General features: G+C 65.8%; 15 protein-coding genes. All 15 read right to left on the reverse strand.

Annotation, left to right across the window (positions count from 1 at the left end; genetic code table 11):
* Nucleotides 1–51: 51 nt before the first annotated feature.
* The 15 genes from trpC to JLK41_RS21930 all read right to left on the reverse strand — a co-directional run bounded on the left by trpC (nucleotide 52) and on the right by JLK41_RS21930 (nucleotide 17,295).
* Nucleotides 52–891 (reverse strand): indole-3-glycerol phosphate synthase TrpC, encoded by an 840-nt coding sequence (trpC, locus tag JLK41_RS21855; protein WP_037054975.1) that lies wholly within the window; start codon nucleotides 889–891, stop codon nucleotides 52–54.
* Nucleotides 888–1,934 (reverse strand): anthranilate phosphoribosyltransferase, encoded by a 1,047-nt coding sequence (gene trpD / locus JLK41_RS21860; RefSeq protein WP_037054977.1) that lies wholly within the window; start codon nucleotides 1,932–1,934, stop codon nucleotides 888–890. Before trpD ends, trpC begins: the two co-directional genes overlap by 4 nt.
* Nucleotides 1,931–2,527, reverse strand: coding sequence for an aminodeoxychorismate/anthranilate synthase component II (locus JLK41_RS21865; protein WP_037054979.1), 597 nt, complete (start codon nucleotides 2,525–2,527; stop codon nucleotides 1,931–1,933). The genes trpD and JLK41_RS21865 overlap by 4 nt, the downstream gene beginning before the upstream one ends.
* 13 nt (nucleotides 2,528–2,540) lie before the next feature.
* Nucleotides 2,541–4,031: an anthranilate synthase component I gene (gene trpE, locus JLK41_RS21870; protein WP_037054981.1), complete on the reverse strand. Its 1,491-nt coding sequence runs from the start codon at nucleotides 4,029–4,031 to the stop codon at nucleotides 2,541–2,543.
* A gap of 351 nt (nucleotides 4,032–4,382) precedes the next feature.
* Nucleotides 4,383–5,063: a phosphoglycolate phosphatase gene (locus JLK41_RS21880; protein WP_037054983.1), complete on the reverse strand. Its 681-nt coding sequence runs from the start codon at nucleotides 5,061–5,063 to the stop codon at nucleotides 4,383–4,385.
* Nucleotides 5,060–5,734 carry a ribulose-phosphate 3-epimerase gene (rpe, locus tag JLK41_RS21885; RefSeq protein WP_004373490.1) on the reverse strand — a complete coding sequence of 225 codons (675 nt, stop codon included), beginning with the start codon at nucleotides 5,732–5,734 and terminating at the stop codon, nucleotides 5,060–5,062. The genes JLK41_RS21880 and rpe overlap by 4 nt, the downstream gene beginning before the upstream one ends.
* A 193-nt stretch (nucleotides 5,735–5,927) precedes the next feature.
* On the reverse strand, nucleotides 5,928–7,382 hold the full coding sequence (gene gabD, locus JLK41_RS21890) for an NADP-dependent succinate-semialdehyde dehydrogenase (RefSeq protein ID WP_047589096.1): 1,455 nt from the start codon (nucleotides 7,380–7,382) through the stop codon (nucleotides 5,928–5,930).
* Nucleotides 7,383–7,437: 55 nt separating this feature from the next.
* A complete protein-coding gene (locus JLK41_RS21895; RefSeq protein ID WP_047589098.1) occupies nucleotides 7,438–8,817 on the reverse strand; it encodes a membrane protein in 1,380 nt (459 codons plus the stop codon).
* 79 nt (nucleotides 8,818–8,896) lie between these two features.
* Nucleotides 8,897–10,045: an iron-containing alcohol dehydrogenase gene (locus JLK41_RS21900; protein ID WP_047589104.1), complete on the reverse strand. Its 1,149-nt coding sequence runs from the start codon at nucleotides 10,043–10,045 to the stop codon at nucleotides 8,897–8,899.
* A 177-nt stretch (nucleotides 10,046–10,222) separates the two neighbouring features.
* Nucleotides 10,223–11,593 carry a sigma-54 interaction domain-containing protein gene (locus JLK41_RS21905; protein WP_210389795.1) on the reverse strand — a complete coding sequence of 457 codons (1,371 nt, stop codon included), beginning with the start codon at nucleotides 11,591–11,593 and terminating at the stop codon, nucleotides 10,223–10,225.
* 57 nt (nucleotides 11,594–11,650) lie between these two features.
* Nucleotides 11,651–12,694: an ABC transporter substrate-binding protein gene (locus JLK41_RS21910; RefSeq protein ID WP_210389796.1), complete on the reverse strand. Its 1,044-nt coding sequence runs from the start codon at nucleotides 12,692–12,694 to the stop codon at nucleotides 11,651–11,653.
* Nucleotides 12,695–12,799: 105 nt separating this feature from the next.
* Nucleotides 12,800–13,627, reverse strand: coding sequence for an ABC transporter permease (locus tag JLK41_RS21915; RefSeq protein WP_210389797.1), 828 nt, complete (start codon nucleotides 13,625–13,627; stop codon nucleotides 12,800–12,802).
* Nucleotides 13,628–13,799: 172 nt separating this feature from the next.
* The gene (locus tag JLK41_RS21920) at nucleotides 13,800–15,047 is read right to left on the reverse strand and encodes an ABC transporter permease (protein ID WP_037054993.1); all 1,248 of its coding nucleotides are present in this window, start codon (nucleotides 15,045–15,047) and stop codon (nucleotides 13,800–13,802) included.
* Nucleotides 15,048–15,113: 66 nt separating this feature from the next.
* Nucleotides 15,114–16,145 carry an ABC transporter substrate-binding protein gene (locus tag JLK41_RS21925; RefSeq protein ID WP_210389798.1) on the reverse strand — a complete coding sequence of 344 codons (1,032 nt, stop codon included), beginning with the start codon at nucleotides 16,143–16,145 and terminating at the stop codon, nucleotides 15,114–15,116.
* 52 nt (nucleotides 16,146–16,197) lie between these two features.
* Complete coding sequence (locus tag JLK41_RS21930) at nucleotides 16,198–17,295, reverse strand: ABC transporter ATP-binding protein (protein ID WP_037054998.1); 1,098 nt, start codon at nucleotides 17,293–17,295, stop codon at nucleotides 16,198–16,200.
* Nucleotides 17,296–17,340: the final 45 nt, after the last annotated feature.

The following is a 17,340-nucleotide window of genomic DNA, read 5'->3' on the forward strand; positions in this document are numbered from 1 at the left end:
GCGCCACGCAATGAAAAAAGCCGGCTCTGAGCCGGCTTTTTTCATTGCGTCCTAGTCGGGATCCTTGCCGATCACCGTGGCCCGTCCGCGCTCGGGAAAGAACAGGCGCTGCAGCTCCACGCCCGGCTCCTGCGCGCGCATGAAGGCTTCGCCGACCAGGAAGGCGTACACCTCGCTGATCTCCATCAGCTCGACATCGGCCCGGTTGAGGATGCCGCTCTCGGTCACCACCAGGCGATCCCTTGGGATGCGCGGCAGCAGGTCGAGCGTGGTTTCCAGGCTAACCTCGAAGGTGTGCAGGTTGCGGTTGTTGATACCGACCAGGGGCGTATCGAGGGTGCTCAGGGCGCGCTCGAGTTCGTCGCCGTCATGCACTTCCACCAGCACATCGAGACCGACGTCCTTGGCCACCGAGGCCAGTTCGGCCATGCGCACGTCATCCAGGCAGGAAACGATCAGCAGTACGCAGTCGGCGCCCAGGGCGCGGGCCTCGACGATCTGATAGGGGTCGACCATGAAGTCCTTGCGGATCACCGGCAGCGTGCAGGCCGCACGGGCCTGCTGCAGGTACTGGTCGGCCCCCTGGAAGAAATCGATATCAGTCAGCACCGACAGGCAGGTGGCGCCGCCGGCCTCGTAGCTGCGGGCGATGTCGGCCGGGATGAAGTCCTCGCGCAGGATGCCCTTGCTCGGCGATGCCTTCTTCACCTCGGCGATCACTGCCGGCTGCTTGCGCGCAGCCTGCTCCAGCAGTGCGCGGGCGAAACCGCGCGGTGCGTCGGCGCTGCGGGCCGCGACCTCGAGTTCGGCGAGGCTGACCTGCGCGCGGCGCGCCGCCACTTCCTCGAACTTACGGGCAACGATCTTCTCCAGTACGGTTGGTACGCTCACCCTTCGTTCTCCTGTCTGAATACCGCGGTAAAGGACACCAGCTCCTCCAGCTTCTCGCGCGCCAGCCCGGTGTGCAGGGCGTCATGCGCGAGCTGCATGCCTTCGTTCAGGGTACTGGCATGGTCGGCGGCGTACAGCGCCGCGCCGGCATTGAGGACGATCATGTCGGCCGCCTTCTGTCCGTTCTCGGTCTTGCGTCGGCCCAGCGCGTCGCGAATCAGCTCCAGCGACTGCTCGGCGTTGTCGACGGTCAGGCCGATCAGGCTCTGGCTCTTGATGCCGAAATCCTCCGGCTGGATGCGGTACTCGCTGACCGCCCCATCCTTCAGCTCGGCAACGAAGGTCGGTGCGGCCAGGCTGATCTCGTCCAGGCCGTCCTGCGCATGCACCACCAGTACGTGCTGGCTGCCCAGACGCTGCAGCACCTCGGCCATCGGCCGGCACAGCGCCTGGCTGAACACGCCGATCACCTGATGCCGGGCCCCCGCCGGGTTGGTCATCGGGCCGAGCATGTTGAAGATGGTCCGCAGCCCCAGTTCGCGACGGGGACCGATGGCGTGCTTCATCGCCCCGTGATGGGCAGGGGCGAACATGAAGCCGACCCCGACGCTTTCCACGCAACGCGCCACCTGTTCGGGCTTGAGCCCCAGGTAGACACCGGCGGCCTCGAGCAGATCGGCACTGCCGCTCTTGCCGGACACCGCGCGGTTGCCATGCTTGGCCACCTTGCCACCGGCAGCCGCGACGACGAATGCCGCGGCGGTGGAGACGTTGAACACGTTCATGCCGTCGCCGCCGGTGCCGCAGGTATCGACCATGCGCTCGGCGTCGATCACCACCGGGGAGGCCAGCTCACGCATCACACTGGCGGCGCCGACGATCTCGTCGATGGTCTCGCTCTTCATGCGCATGCCCATGAGGAAGGCGCCGATCTGGGCGTCGGTGCACTGGCCGGTCATGATCTCACGCATCACCGCCTGCATTTCCTCGGTGGTCAGATCGAGCTGGGCGACGATCCGGTTGAGGGCTTCCTTGATATTCATGCGCGCACGCCTCCGGTCTGCTTGAGGAAGTTGGCGAACAGTTCGTGGCCCTGCTCGGTCAGGATGGACTCGGGGTGGAACTGTACGCCTTCGATGTTCAGGGTCTTGTGGCGCAGGCCCATGATCTCGTCGACCGAGCCGTCGTCGTGCTGGGTCCAGGCGGTGATTTCCAGGCAGTCAGGCAAGGTCTCGCGCTTGACCACCAGGGAATGATAGCGGGTCACGGTGAGCGGCTTGTTGAGGCCGGCGAACACCCCCTTGTCCTCGTGGAACACCGGGCTGGTCTTGCCGTGCATCACCTGGCGCGCACGCACCACGTCGCCGCCATAGGCCTGGCCGATGCTCTGGTGACCCAGGCACACGCCCAGGATCGGCAGCTTGCCGGCGAAATGCAGGATGGCCTCGATGGACACCCCCGCTTCGCTGGGCGTGCACGGCCCCGGCGAGACCACGATGCGCTCGGGCTTGAGCGCCTCGATCTCGGCCACGCTGAGTTCGTCGTTGCGAATCACATGCACGTCGGCGCCCAGTTCACCCAGGTACTGCACGACGTTGTAGGTAAAGGAGTCGTAGTTGTCGATCATCAAAAGCATGGTGCGGCGCCTCTTATTCCTGTGCCTGGGGAGCGGTCTGTTCAGCCAGCGCAACGGCGCGGAACATCGCGCGGCGCTTGTTCAGGGTTTCTTCCCACTCCAGGGCAGGCACCGAATCGGCGACGATACCGGCGCCTGCCTGTACATGCAGCTCGCCATCCTTGATCACCGCGGTGCGGATGGCGATGGCAGTGTCCATGTTGCCGTTCCAGGCGTAGTAACCGACCGCACCGCCGTAGACGCCGCGCTTGACCGGCTCCAGCTCGTCGATGATTTCCATGGCGCGGATCTTCGGCGCCCCGGACAGGGTGCCCGCCGGCAGGATCGCGCGCAGCGCATCCATCGCCGACAGCTCGGGCTTGAGCTGGCCGGTGACGTTGGAGACGATGTGCATGACGTTGGAATAACGTTCGATGACCATCTTCTCGGTGAGCTTGACCGAGCCGATCTGCGACACGCGGCCGGTATCGTTGCGACCCAGGTCGATCAGCATCAGGTGCTCGGCGACCTCCTTGGCATCGCCGAGCAGGTCCTGCTCCAGCGCCAGGTCGGCTTCTTCGGTGGCACCACGCGGCCGGGTACCGGCGATCGGGCGCACGGTGACCAGGCCATCCTCGACCCGCACCAGCACTTCCGGCGAGCTGCCGACCACGTGGAAGTCGCCGAAGTTGAAGAAGTACATGTACGGCGTCGGGTTTATGCAACGCAGCGCGCGATACAGATCGATGGGCGCGGCCTGGAAGCCGATGGTCATGCGCTGGGAGATCACCACCTGCATGCAGTCGCCGGCCAGGATGTATTCCTTGATCGCACTGACCGCCGATTCGTAGTCGCCCTTGCTGTAGCTGGAGCGGAACGCCGGCTCCTCGCCCAGTGGCGCAGCGAGGTCCACGCCGAGGCGCGGGGTGATCGGCTGACGCAGCTTGTGCAGGATCTCGCGCAGGCGCGCATGGCCCTGTTCGAAGGCATCCGCCTCATCGGGGTCGGCCAGGACGATGGCGTGCATCTTGCCCGCCAGGTTGTCGAACACCACCACGGCGTCGGACACCATCAGCAGGATATCCGGCGTACCCAGCGGGTCCGGATTCGGGCAGCTGGCCAGCTTCTGCTCGACATAGCGCACGCTGTCGTAGCCGAAGTAGCCCACCAGACCACCGTTGAAACGCGGCAGGCCGGCGATGGTCGGCACCTTGTAGCGCGCCTTGAACTGCTCGACGAACGCCAACGGGTCGGCACTCTGCTGACGCTCGACCTCGACGCCATCGGTGCTCACCACGACGTCATGGCCGTGCACGCGCAACACGGTGCGCGCCGGCAGGCCGATGATCGAATAACGCCCCCACTTCTCGCCGCCCTGCACCGATTCGAGCAGGTAGGAGTTCGGCGCGTCGGCCAGCTTCAGGTAGATGGACAGGGGCGTGTCGAAATCCACCAGGGTTTCGCAGGCCAGGGGAATGCGGTTGTAGCCTTCGCCGGCTAAACGCAGGAATTCTTCATGGGTCATGATCAGCCTCATGGCTCGGGGAAAACGGTCGGGTGCAAACGGGCCGCGCGCAGCGGCAGGAAAAAATCAGGCGCGCCAGCGCCAGCGGGCCAGAGCCTTGATGACTTTCATCCAGAGTTTGCAGCTAACCACCACGGTGCGATCTCGACAGGCGGGGGAATAATGAGAGCGGCCAAGGTAGCAGCTACACACTACAGGCTGCAAGCCGGGCAAGGCGATAGCGTTGCAGGAGCGGATACCTCCACGGAATCAGCGATGAATCCGCGCCTGCGCCAGCCGAACAGCCGCCTCACCCGCCACGGCCCGACCGCCCACCGACAAGCTCACCGCAGAGGATCGATGCGGCGCCCCCTACAGCAGTTCGGCGAGGCTATCCACGACCAGGCTCGGCTGCTCCTCGTCGATGGGGCGCCCGTGGTTGTAGCCGTAGCTCACCGCCACGCACGGCACGCTGGCAGCACGCGCGGCCAGCACGTCGCTGCGCGAATCCCCGACGAACAACGACTGCCCGGCGTCGACGCCCGCCAGGTGCATCACCTGCAGCAGCGCGGCCGGGTCGGGCTTCTGCTGCGGCAGGGTGTCGCCACCGATGATCCAGCGGAAGTACCCCCCCAGACCGACCTGCTCCAGCAGCGGTGCAACGAAGCGCTCCGGCTTGTTGGTCACCACCGCCAGCTCCACGGCAGCCGTGCTCAGGGCCTCGAGCAGCTCGTGCACACCGGGATAGAGCGCCGTCAGCGCATGGCAATCGGCGTAGATCTCGAGAAAGCGCGCCAGCGCCTCTTCCGTCGCGGCCTCTGTCACCGCCGCATGCTCCAGGCCATCGGCCAGGGCGCGTCGCACCAGCACCCGGGCACCGTTGCCGACCCAGTCACGAACCTTCTCGATACCCGCCGGGGCACGTCCCTGCTCGACCAGCATGCGGTCGACGGCGGCGGCCAGGTCCGGCACCGAGTCGATCAAGGTGCCGTCCAGGTCGAACATCACCAGCCGCGGCAGCTCGCCGCCGCACAGCTCGCGCAGCGGTTTCATCCACGCACCTGGGCCAGCTCGGCACGCATGGCATCGATCACGGCCTTGTAGTCCGGCTGGTTGAAGATCGCCGAGCCGGCGACGAAGGTATCGGCGCCCGCCTCGGCGATTTCGCGAATGTTCTGCACGTTGACGCCGCCGTCGATCTCCAGGCGGATCTCACGACCGCTGGCGTCGATCAGCGCGCGCGCCTCGCGCAGCTTGTCGAGGGTACCGGGGATGAACTTCTGCCCGCCGAAGCCCGGGTTGACGCTCATCAGCAGGATCATGTCGACCTTGTCCATCACGTACTTGAGCACGTCCAGCGGCGTGGCCGGGTTGAACACCAGGCCGGCCTTGGCGCCACCGGACTTGATCAGTTGCAGCGAGCGGTCGATGTGCTCGCTGGCTTCCGGGTGGAAGGTGATGTACGAGGCGCCGGCCTCGATGAAGTCACCGATGATGCGATCCACCGGCTTGACCATCAGGTGGGCGTCGATCGGCGCAGTGATGCCGTACTTGCGCAGCGCCGAGCAGACCATCGGGCCGATGGTCAGGTTGGGTACGTAGTGATTGTCCATGACATCGAAGTGGACGATGTCCGCCCCGGCGGCGAGCACGTTATCCACTTCCTCGCCCAGGCGGGCGAAGTCGGCGGACAGGATCGACGGGGCGATGGCGAAGGGTTGCATGGCGCACCTCTGAGTGCTTGATCACGGTGGCGGGCATTGTAGCGGCTCGAGCCTCATCTGGCAGCGCCGCCCGAGGACGGCGCTGCCAGATAGTCACAAGCACTGCACGCCGGGAGGCGCTTCAGCGGCGAGCGCTGGACGTTCGGGCCGGTAGCCGCCGCGGCCGAAGCCCCTCCCACATGCACGCCCCGACTCAGATACCGCCGAGGCAGAGGTATTTGATTTCCAGGTACTCATCCAGCCCGTACCTGGAGCCTTCGCGGCCCAGCCCGGAGGCCTTCATGCCACCGAACGGCGCCACCTCGTTGGAGATCAGTCCGGTGTTGATGCCGACCATGCCGTACTCCAGCGCCTCACCCACGCGGAAAGCGCGGCCCAGATCGCGGGTATAGAAGTAACCGGCCAGGCCGAACTCGGTGTCGTTGGCCTGACGCACCACCTCGGCTTCGTCGCTGAAGCGGAACAGCGGCGCCAGCGGACCGAAGGTTTCCTCGCGCGCCACGCGCATCTGCGGCGTCACGTCGACCAGCACGGTCGGCTCGAAGAAGTTGCCACCCAGCGCCTTGCCGCCCTGCACCACCCTGGCGCCCTTCTCCAGCGCATCCGCCAGGTGGCTCTGCACCTTGGCCACGGCGTTGCCATCGATCAGCGGCCCGGTGGTCACCCCTGCCTCGACGCCCTGTCCGACCTTGAGCCTGGCCACCGCCGCCGCCAGCTTCTCGGCGAAGGCGTCATACACGGCGTCCTGCACGTAGATGCGGTTGGCACAGACGCAGGTCTGCCCGGCATTGCGGTACTTGGCGACCATGGCCCCCTCGACCGCCGCATCCAGGTCGGCATCGTCGAAGACGATGAACGGCGCGTTGCCCCCCAGCTCCAGCGACAGCTTCTTCAACGTCGGCGCGCATTGCTCCATCAGCTTGATGCCGACGCCGGTCGAGCCGGTGAACGACAGCTTGCGCACGACCGGGTTGGCGCACAGCTCGCCACCGACCTCGCGGGAGCGCTCGGCATCGGCCGGCAGCACGCTGAACAGGCCCGCCGGGATACCCGCGCGCTCGGCCAGCACGGCCAGGGCCAGGGCACTGAAGGGGGTCTGCGGCGCCGGTTTGAGCACCATGGCGCAACCGGCGGCCAGTGCCGGCCCGGCCTTGCGGGTGATCATCGCCGCCGGGAAGTTCCAGGGGGTGATCGCCGCCGCCACGCCGACCGGCTCCTTGGTCACGATCAGGCGCTTGTCCGGCTGGTGGCCGGGGATGGTGTCGCCATAGACACGCTTGGCCTCCTCGGCGAACCATTCGATGAAGGACGCGGCATACAGCACCTCGCCCCGCGCCTCGCTCAGCGGCTTGCCCTGCTCGGCGGTCATGATCTGCGCCAGGTCTTCCTGGTTGGCCAGCATCAGCTCGTACCAGGCGCGCAAACGCGCCGCGCGTTCCTTGGCGGTCAGTGCGCGCCAGGCCACCTGCGCGACCTGCGCCGCGTCGATGGCGCGACGGGTCTCGCCCGCGCCCATGTTGGGCACACGGCCCAGCGACGCGCCGTTGGCGGGATTGAAGATTTCCGTGGTCGCGCCCTCGTCGGCATCGCACCACTGGCCATCGACGTAGGCCTGGTGACGCAGCAAATCAGCATCGATCAGTTTCATGCATGGCTCCTGCAGCCGGAGGCGCACGGCCTCCGGCAGGTCGGTTAGGAAGGAATCACTCGGCCGGTGGCAGATCCTTGGTGAAGGTCTGGTCGTTCTCGCCACGGAACATCCGCGCACCGTAGATCAGCGCGCAGAGGCCGACGCCGATGGCGAAGGCCCAGCCGGCGCCCTTGATCGCCAGCACCGCGCCGATCACCCCGGCGATCCCCAGGTCACGCTGGCTGCGGGCCTCCATGATGCCCAGGCGTACGCTGACGTAGCCCTGGATCAGCAGGGTCAGCGCGAGCGCCACACCGAGAATCGGTTGCAACAGGGTCACCACCGGCAGCAGCAGCAAGCCGGTGTTGGTGCCCCAGCGGAACCAGCCGACGCCACCGTAGATGGATTTCATGGCCTTGGCGCCGCCCTTGAAGCGCTCGGTGATCACCACCTGCATCGCCGACCACTGCGGGCCGCACATGGCCACGTCCGGGCCAAAGATGCTCATGAAGGCGTTGCGCCCGCCGAAGATCAGGTGCGAGCGGTCGGGGTTGAAATCGACCTTCTCGTCACGGCGCACATGGTCGGCCTCGGAGAGGATCGCCCTGGCCCCCAGCACGTCGCCGAACACCACCAGGTAGGCGGCCAGCACGGTGGGGATGGCAGTGACGAACATCATCAGCGGCGGCATGCCGAGGCCGAACACGGTGTACTCGCGCCACAGCGTGGCGAAGTCCGGCTGGCTGATGCCCCACTCGATCTTCGGCCACGGTGCCTCGCCGAAGATCGGCGCCACGAACACCGCCAGCAGGATGATCGGGAAGATGCCCAGCTTGGCGAAGTTCCACCAGAAGCGGCTGCGCTTCTTCAGCTCCTGGAAGTGCATGGAGAACACCAGGTAGAAGGCGATGCCCACCGCGATGGAGATGGTCCAGGGGAAGCTGTCGAAGCGGCCGCCTTCCTTGAACACCGTGACCACCGCACTCAGGCCGGCGCCCATGATGATGCCGGCCTTGAGCGCCGAGGGCACCAGCGACACCACCTTGCGCGCCATGCCCGTCATCCCCAGGCCGATGGAGAACACCCCCAGCATCAACTGGAAGGCGATCAACGCGTGAACCCGCTCCGGCCCCTCCGGGAACTGGCTGCAATAGGCCATCAGCAGGGGAATCGCCGGGGTGATCCAGCCTGGCACCACCGGATCACCGAGCAGGTGGTGCACGAGATAGAGCAAGCCATTGAGCATGACCACCGCCAGTGCGACCTCGAACGGCATGCCGAGGAATTCGGTCATCAGCGGGATCGCCGCCAGGTCCACCGCACACATGAGCAGGCCCTGCATGTAGTCGGAGGCTTCGAAGCGGTAATGAATGAACGGCAGACGCACCTTGAATGGCCCCAGCGGCCAGTAAGGAGCTTCCGCGCCCAGTTCGGATTGATGCAGTTCGGACATGTGAGTCACCCAGCCTTATTAGAGTTGTAGTCAGCCGGCCCCAGCAGGCTGGGGCCTTTCAGCGGTTGTCGCGCAGCGCTCAGTAGGCGGCGCGGTAGATCTGCTCGATGTCGCCGGCAGTCAGGCGACGCGGGTTGTTGCGCATCAGGCGGTCGATCCGGCTGGCCTCTTCGGCCATGGCCGGGATGGCGTCTTCGGGCACACCGAAGCTGCGCATGCCCTTGGGAATGTCGACGCTGGCGCACAGCTCGGCCATGGCCTCGACCGCCAGATCGGCGGCCGCCTTGTCGCTCAGGCCGTGGGTCTGCACACCCAGGGCGGTGGCGATTTCCGCCATGCGTTCGACGCAGGCCAACTTGTTCCAGGCCATCACGTAAGGCAGCAGCAAGGCATTGCTGACCCCGTGGGCGATGTTGAAACGCCCACCCAGCGGATAGGCCAGGGCGTGCACCGCACCGACCCCCGCATTGCCGAAGGCCATGCCGGCCATCAGGCTGGCGGTGGCCATGTCCTCGCGCGCGGCCAGGTCGGCGGGGTTGGCGTAGGCCTTGGGCAGGGCCCTGGCGATCAGCTTGATGGCGCCGATGGCCAGCGCGTCGGTGATCGGCGAGGCATTGACCGACAGGTACGACTCCACCGCATGCACCAGTGCGTCGACACCGCTGGCCGCAGTGACGCCGCGCGGACAGGTCAGGGTCATCACCGGGCTGACCAGCGCCACGTCGGGCAGCAGGTAGTCGCTGACGATGCCCTTCTTCAGCTGCGCCTGCTTGTCGGACAGGATCGACACATTGGTCACTTCCGAGCCGGTGCCGGCGGTGGTCGGGATGGCGATCAGCGGCGGGCCCTTGCGCTTGACCTGGTCGACGCCGAACAGCTCTTCCAGCGCACCGTCATGGCCCACATAGCCGGCCACGGCCTTGGCGATATCGATGGCGCTGCCACCGCCCACGCCGATCAGGCCGTCGTGGCCACCCTCGCGATAGGCCTTGGCACAGGCCTCGACGATGGCGATCTCCGGCTCCGGCTCGACACCATCGAAGATGCCGTAGGCCATTTCCCCCAGCTGCCCGAGGACGTGCTCGACCGTACCGGACTTGATCAGGATGGTGTCGGTCACGATCAGCGGATTGCTGATCTTCAGGCGGGGCAGTTCGCTCGCCAGCTGTTCGACGGCACCCTGGCCGGTCAGCAGCTTATTGGCGATCTTGAATGCAGCAATACTCATCAGCAGGCCCTTTATGCGTTGTTTTGCGAAACGGGGTCGGGCGCTGCAATAGCGATTCCTGTGCCACTTCGCGCAAAGCACCGCCGCAGAGGGCTTGCGTCGATTTGCCACAGTGTTTTTCAAGGCAGCATTGATCGGAAAACCAATCAAAAAGCTGCCTTACGATCCATTTTCCAATCAACCCTGTTCCCAGCGCTTCATCTTCTGCACCAGGGTCGCCTGGCTCAGGCCCAGCACCCTGGCAGCCTCTCGCGTGGTCTTGTGCTGCACCAGCGCCTGGCGGATCAGGCGGCGCTCCAGCTGCTCGACCTGCTTGCGCAGCGGCAGCAGGTGCTCATCGTCACGCGCGCCACGGGCGGCACGCATCTCCTCGGGCAGGTCGAACAGCTCCACGCTCCCGGCGCTGCAGGTGACCACCAGGCGTTCGACCAGGTTGATCAGCTCGCGAATGTTGCCGGGCCAGTCGTAGTCGGTGAGCGCATCGAGGGCCTCCAGCCCCCAGCTCAGCTCGCGGCCGTAGCGCTGGTTGAACTCGGCCAGGTAGAAATCCAGCAGCGGCTGGATCTCCTCGCGCCGCTCACGCAGCGCCGGCACGTGAATCGGCACCACGTTGAGGCGGTAATAGAGGTCGGCGCGAAAACGCCCTTCGCTGACCATCGCGCGCAGGTCGTGGTGCGTGGCGGTGACGATGCGCACGTCCACCTCCTTGAGTTCCAGCCCGCCGACCGGAATGAAGCGGCTCTCCTCGATCACCTTGAGCAGCTTCACCTGCAGCGCCAGCGGCAGGTCGCCGATTTCGTCGAGGAACACCGTGCCCTGGTGCGCCAGCTCCAGCAGGCCGCGCTTGCCCTTGCTGCCGGCGCCGGTGAAGGCCCCGGCGACATAGCCGAACAGTTCGGCCTCGATCAGGTTCTCGGGGAGCGCGCCACAGTTGAGCGCCAGAAACGGCTGTGCCGCCCGCGGGCTGCTCTTGTGGATGTACTGCGCGATGAGCGTCTTGCCCACACCGGTTTCTCCCTGCAGCAGCACCTTCACGTCGCTGGCGGCGACCTGACGGGCCAGGGCGAAGACCCTGCCCGAGGCCGGCAGGTTGGCCACGGGCGAGGTGTCGAGCAGGTCATCGCGCTGGCCGGCATGCAGCCTGGCGGTGCTGCTGCGCAGCTTGCGCAGTTGCTGCAGCTCGTCGCGCTCGTGCTTCATGCGCAGCAGTTCGGTCATGTCACGCACGGTGCTGACCACATAACGCACGCGCCCGTCCTCGGCGAAGATCGGCGTACCGCTGACCAGCAGGCGCTTGCCCTGGCTGACGCTCTGCATCAGCGACAGCGCCTTGCCCTCCTTGAGCACGCGCAGGGAAACCGATTGCGAGATCACCCCCTGCTCCACCAGCGCCTGCATGTGCTGGCCGACCACGTCCTCGCTGCGCAGTCCGGTCAGGCGTTCGTAGGCGCTGTTGACCTTGAGGGTAATGCCGTCGGCATCGGTGATGTAGACACCGTCATGCAGGGCATCGAGCAGTTCGCGAAACCCCGGGGCATCGAAATCCATCAGGCATCCTCGGCTGGCTTAAAGCACGAATTCTATCGCTGCCTGCCGCCGCCTGCCTCAGCGTGATGCCCACTGCTCGAAGCGCGCTTCCAGATCGGCACCGTGTTCGATCCAGAATTCCACCCCCATCGGCAGTGCCTGCTCGAGGTTCTGCGGCGCGGTCGGCAGCCTGGCCAGGCGCTGCGCGTCGAGCCCGGCCTGGGCGTCCTGGCGGATCGGCCCATAGGGAATCTGCTCGGAGAAGGCACGCTGGGCGTCGGCCTGGCTGGCGAAGCGGATGAACGCCTGCGCCTGCGGCGTGTTGAAGCTGCCCTTGGGAATCGCCCAGTAATCGAAGTCATAGACGCTGCCGGCCCAGATCAGCTGCAGCGGGTCGCCCTGATCCTGCGCCGTGGCGATACGTCCGCTGTAGGCCGCACTCATCGCCACGGAACCATCGCGCAGGCGCCGTACCGGCTCCTCCCCGGCTTCCCACCAGTGGATATCGGCCTTGATCTGCTCGAGCTTGGCGAAGGCCTGGCGCACACCGGCCTCGCTGGCCAGGCGCGCATAGATCTGCTGCGCCGGCACACCATCGGCCAGCAGAGCGAATTCAAGGTTGTACTTGGCACCCTTGCGCAGACCGCGTTTGCCCGGGAATTTCTGCACGTCCCAGAAATCGGCCCAGCCGGTCGGTGCCTGGCCGAAGCGTTTGCTGTCGTAGGCCAGCGCCATGGACCAGACGAAGATGCCCACGCCGCAGGGCCGTATCGCCCCCGGCAGATAGCTGGAGGTATCGCCCAGCGCACTGGCATTGATCGGCTGGAACAGCCCTTCCTCGCAACCCCGCACCAGCTCGGGCGCCTCGACCTCGATCACGTCCCAGCTGACGTGCTGCATCGCCTGCATCTTGCGCAGCTTGCCGAAGTCGCCGTTGTAGGAGCCGCTCACCACCACGACATCGGAGGCTTCGCGGAACGGGCGATAGAAGGCTTCACGCTGGGCATCGCGCACCGAGCCACCGAATGAAACGACCCGCAACTGCGATGCGGCCTGAGCCACATCGATCGAAGCCACGCAGCACAGGGCGAGCGCCCAGGGCCAATTACGTTTCCACAGCATCCTTGATTCTCCCTGTGAACGGCCGGCGCAGCCTCACGGGCCATGCCGGCACGCATTCGCTAATGATGACTCAGGCATGCGGCCCCTTGCGCCGCACGGGTGAACTCACTCCACTTGCTGGGTACGCAGGCGCTCGCTGCGGCCGCGCAGCCACTCCAGGGTCAGCAGGAGCAGCACGGAAAAGCCGATCAGCAAAGTGGCAGCAGCCGCGATGGTCGGCGACAGGTTCTCGCGAATGCCGCTGAACATCTGCCGGGGCAGAGTCGCCTGCTCGGGGCCGGCGAGGAACAGCGTCACCACCACTTCATCGAACGAGGTGGCGAAGGCGAACAGCGCACCGGAAATGACGCCAGGCGCGATCAGCGGCAGCGTCACGCGGCGGAAGGTGGTGATCGGCGAGGCACCGAGGCTGGCCGCGGCGCGCACCAGGTTGTGGTTGAAACCCTGCAGGGTCGCCGACACGGTGATGATGACGAACGGCACGCCGAGCACCGCATGCACCAGGATCAGCGACAGGTAGCTGTTACCCAGGCCCAGGGGCGCGAAGAACAGGTAGCTGGCCACGCCGATGATCACCACCGGGACGATCATCGGGGAGATCAGCAGGCTCATGACCAGCGCCTTGCCGCGAAACTCGCCACGGGTCAGGCCAATGGCCGCCAGGGTGCCGAAGCCCATCGCCAGCATCGTCGCCGCCGGGGCGATGATCAGGCTGTTCTTCAGCGAGCGCATCCAGTCGGCGGACATGAAGAAGTCCTCGTACCAGCGCAGCGAGACCCCCTGCAGCGGGTAGACGAGAAAGGTGCCGGAGTTGAACGACAGCGGCACGATCACCAGCACCGGCAGGATCAGGAACAGCAGCACCAGGCCGCAGAGAATGCGCAGGCCGTAGTACCAGAGGCGCTCGACGGGTGACATGTAGGGGCTGAGCATGGCTGTGACTCCATTTAGCGTTTAGCTCCCCTCTCCCGCTGGCGGGAGAGGGTCTGGTGAACATCAGAGACGTAGAGCAGCGGTGCCGACACAAGCACCCTCTCCCGCCCTTCGGGCACCCTCGCCCATGAATGGGCGAGGGTCATCGGATGGCCTGCTACGCAGACCGCTTTCAGCCAAGCCGCAGCTTGCTCGCGCCGACCAGCCAGCTGTACACCACGTAGAGCACCAGGGTCGCCGCCAGCAGCAGGCCGCCAAGAGCCGTGGCCATGCCCCAGTTGATGGTGGTGTTGGTGTAGAAGGCGACGAAGTAGCTGATCATCTGGTCGTTCGGGCTGCCCAGCAGCGCCGGGGTGATGTAGTAGCCGATCGACAGAATGAACACCAGCAGGCAGCCTGCGCCGACGCCGGCCAGGGTCTGCGGGAAGTACACCCGCCAGAAACTGGCGAACGGGTGGCAGCCGAGCGACACCGCCGCGCGCATGTAGCTGGGCGAGATGCCCTTCATCACGCTGTAGATCGGCAGGATCATGAACGGCAGCATGATGTGCACCATCGCCACGTACACGCCGCTGCGGTTGAACACCAGTTGCAGCGGCTGCTCGATGATGCCCAGCGAGATCAGCGCACTGTTGATCAGGCCGCCCGACTGCAGCAGCACGATCCAGGCCGCGACCCGCACCAGGATCGAGGTCCAGAACGGCAACAGCACCAGGATCATCAGCAGGTTGCCGGAACGGGTCGGCAGGTTGGCCAGCAGGTACGCCAGCGGGTACGCCAGCACCAGGCAGATGGCGGTGATCACCAGGCTCATCCAGAAGGTACGGGCGAAGATGTCCAGGTAGATGGCCTGGTCCGGCGTGGCCTTGGCCAGCTCACCGAGGTCGTCGATGCGGTGATCGAGCGCGGCCAGCAGGTAGTAGGGGGTGGCCGAAGACGCGTTGCGGCGGATCACCTGCCAGTAGGCGGGGTCACCCCAACGCTCGTCGAGGTCGAGGAAGGCCGTCTGATAGGAGGCCGGCTCCTCACGTAGCGGCAGCTTGCGTGCGGTGCTGCTGACCAGGCTACGGAAGCCTGCCAGCTCCATGTTCAGGCGCTTGGACAGGTCACCCAGCTGCTGATTGCGACGTGCCTCGGCAAGGTCCTCGGCGATCGCCCGATAGGCCGGCTCGGCGGGCAGGCCACGGCCATCCCAGGAGGCGAGTGCCTCGACGGTACGCGGCAGGCTGCCGACCACTTCCGGGTTGTCGACACTGCGCAGCAGCAGGGCGCCGATGGGCAACAGGAAGGTCAGCAGGAGAAACAGCAACAGCGGCAGGATCAGCGCCTTCGACTTCAGGCGATTGAAACGCTCGGCACGGGCCAGACGCTGTTTCAGGCTGGGCCCTGGCATATCGGTGGCAGGCAGTACGGCGGCCATGGACAACTCCGCAAGCAGGAAGAGAATTCAGACGGCCCCGCCAGCGGGCGGGGCCGGATAGGCGACTTAACGCGCGGCCCAGGCGTTGAAACGCTGCTCCAGCTGCTCGCCGTAGTCAGCCCAGAAGGTCACGTCGATGGCCACCTGGTTGGCGATGTTTTCCGGCGTGGTCGGCATCAGGTTCAGACGCTCCGGCGCCAGCAGCTCGATGGCCTGCTTGTTGGCCGGGCCGTAGGCGATGTTTTCCGAGTAGGTCTTCTGCGCTTCGGGTTTGACCGCGTAGGTAATGAACTGCTTGGCCACTTCGGCGTTCTTCGCGCCACGCGGAATCGCCCAGGAGTCGAAGTCGTAGATACCGCCGTTCCACACCACCTGCAGGTTGCTCTCGGCCTGCACGGCAGCGATGCGGCCGTTGTACGCGGAGCTCATCACCACGTCGCCGGAGGCGAGGTACTGCGGCGGCTGGGCACCTGCTTCCCACCACTGGATGTTCGGCTTGAGCTCATCGAGCTTCTTGAACGCACGATCCTGGCCATCCTTGGTGGCCAGCACCTTGTACACGTCCTTGACCGGCACACCATCGGCCATCAGGGCGAATTCCAGGGTGTACTTGGCGCCCTTGCGCAGGCCGCGCTTGCCCGGGAATTTCTGCACGTCCCAGAAATCGGCCCAGCTGGTCGGTGCGCTGCTCAGCTTGTCGGCGTTGTAGGCTAGCACCGTCGACCAGACGAAGAAGCCCACGCCGCAGGGCTGGATGGCGCCGTCGATGAAATTGTCGGCACTGCCGAACTGCGCCGGATCGAGCTCCTCGAACAGGCCTTCGTCACAGCCGCGCGCCAGTTCCGGGGACTCCACCTCGACCAGGTCCCAGCTCACGCTGCGGGTGTCGACCATGGCCTTGACCTTGGCCATCTCACCGTTGTATTCGCCGCCCAGTACCTTGTTGCCGGTGTCCTTCTCGAAGGGTTCGTAGAAGGCCTTGACCTGCGCCGCCTTGTTCGCGCCGCCGAAGGACACCGCGGTCAGATCCACCGCCAGCGCCGGCATGGCACAGCTCACGCCCAGGGCCAATGCCGCGAGCTTCAGGGATTTCGTCATTCTTATCAGCTCCTCTGTGTTACGGGGTAAGGTGAAGCACTGCGCGCAACGTTCACTCAGCCAGGAGTGGGTCGAGCGCGCGGACATGCTCGACAGACCAGCCGAGCGGAACCAGGTCACCAACCTCCAGGCCCGGATCGAGCTCGGCCACGGGTTGCTTGACGTAGAAATCGGATTGGCCGCAGACCTCCATGCGGATGCGCACGTGGTCGCCCAGGTAGATGAACTCGGCGATGCGCCCGGAGAACCGGTTCGGGCAGGCCTCGCTGTGGCCGTTGAGACGGATACGCTCCGGGCGGATCGACAGGCTCACCGGCTCGCCGACGGCGCCGACGTTCACCGCCGTGGCCTTCACCTGTTCGCCGCGCGCCAGGCGCACCACGCACTGCTCGCCGTCGCGGCTGACCAGTTGCCCGGCGAGGCGGTTGTTCTCACCGATGAACTGGGCGACAAAGGTATTCTGCGGGGTTTCGTAGAGTTCGCGCGGCGGGGCGATCTGCTGGATCTCGCCCTGGTGGAACACCGCCACGCGGTCGGACATGGTCAGCGCCTCGCCCTGGTCGTGGGTCACGTAGACCACGGTCACGCCCAGGCGCTGGTGCAGGTGCTTGATCTCCATCTGCATGTGCTCGCGCAGCTGCTTGTCCAGCGCGCCGAGCGGTTCGTCCATCAGCACCAGCTGCGGCTCGAACACCAGCGCGCGGGCCAGCGCCACACGCTGCTGCTGGCCACCGGAAAGCTGTCCCGGATAACGGTTGCGGAAGCTGTCGAGCTGCACCATCGATAGTGCCCGCTTGACCCGCTCGCTGATGTCGGTGCGCGACATGCCGCGCACGCTCAGCGGGAAGGCCAGGTTCTCCGCCACGGTCATGTGCGGGAACAGCGCATAGTTCTGGAACACCATGCCGATGTCGCGCTTGTGTGGCGGCAGTTTGTTCAGCGAGCGGCCATCGAGGAGGATCTCGCCGGCGGTCGGCGTTTCGAAACCGGCCAGCATCATCAGGCTGGTGGTCTTGCCGGAACCGGACGGGCCGAGCAGGGTCAGAAACTCGCCCTTGCGGATATCCAGGTTGAGGTCTTTGACGATCAGCGTTTCGCCGTCGTAGCTCTTCTGCACGCCGCGGAAGCTCACCAGTACATCGTTTGCCATCACACCACACCCTTGTTCTTGTCTCAGGCCGATGACCACAGAGTA

This window comes from Ectopseudomonas khazarica (assembly GCF_017915135.1).
GTDB classification, from domain to species: Bacteria; Pseudomonadota; Gammaproteobacteria; order Pseudomonadales; family Pseudomonadaceae; genus Aquipseudomonas; species Aquipseudomonas khazarica.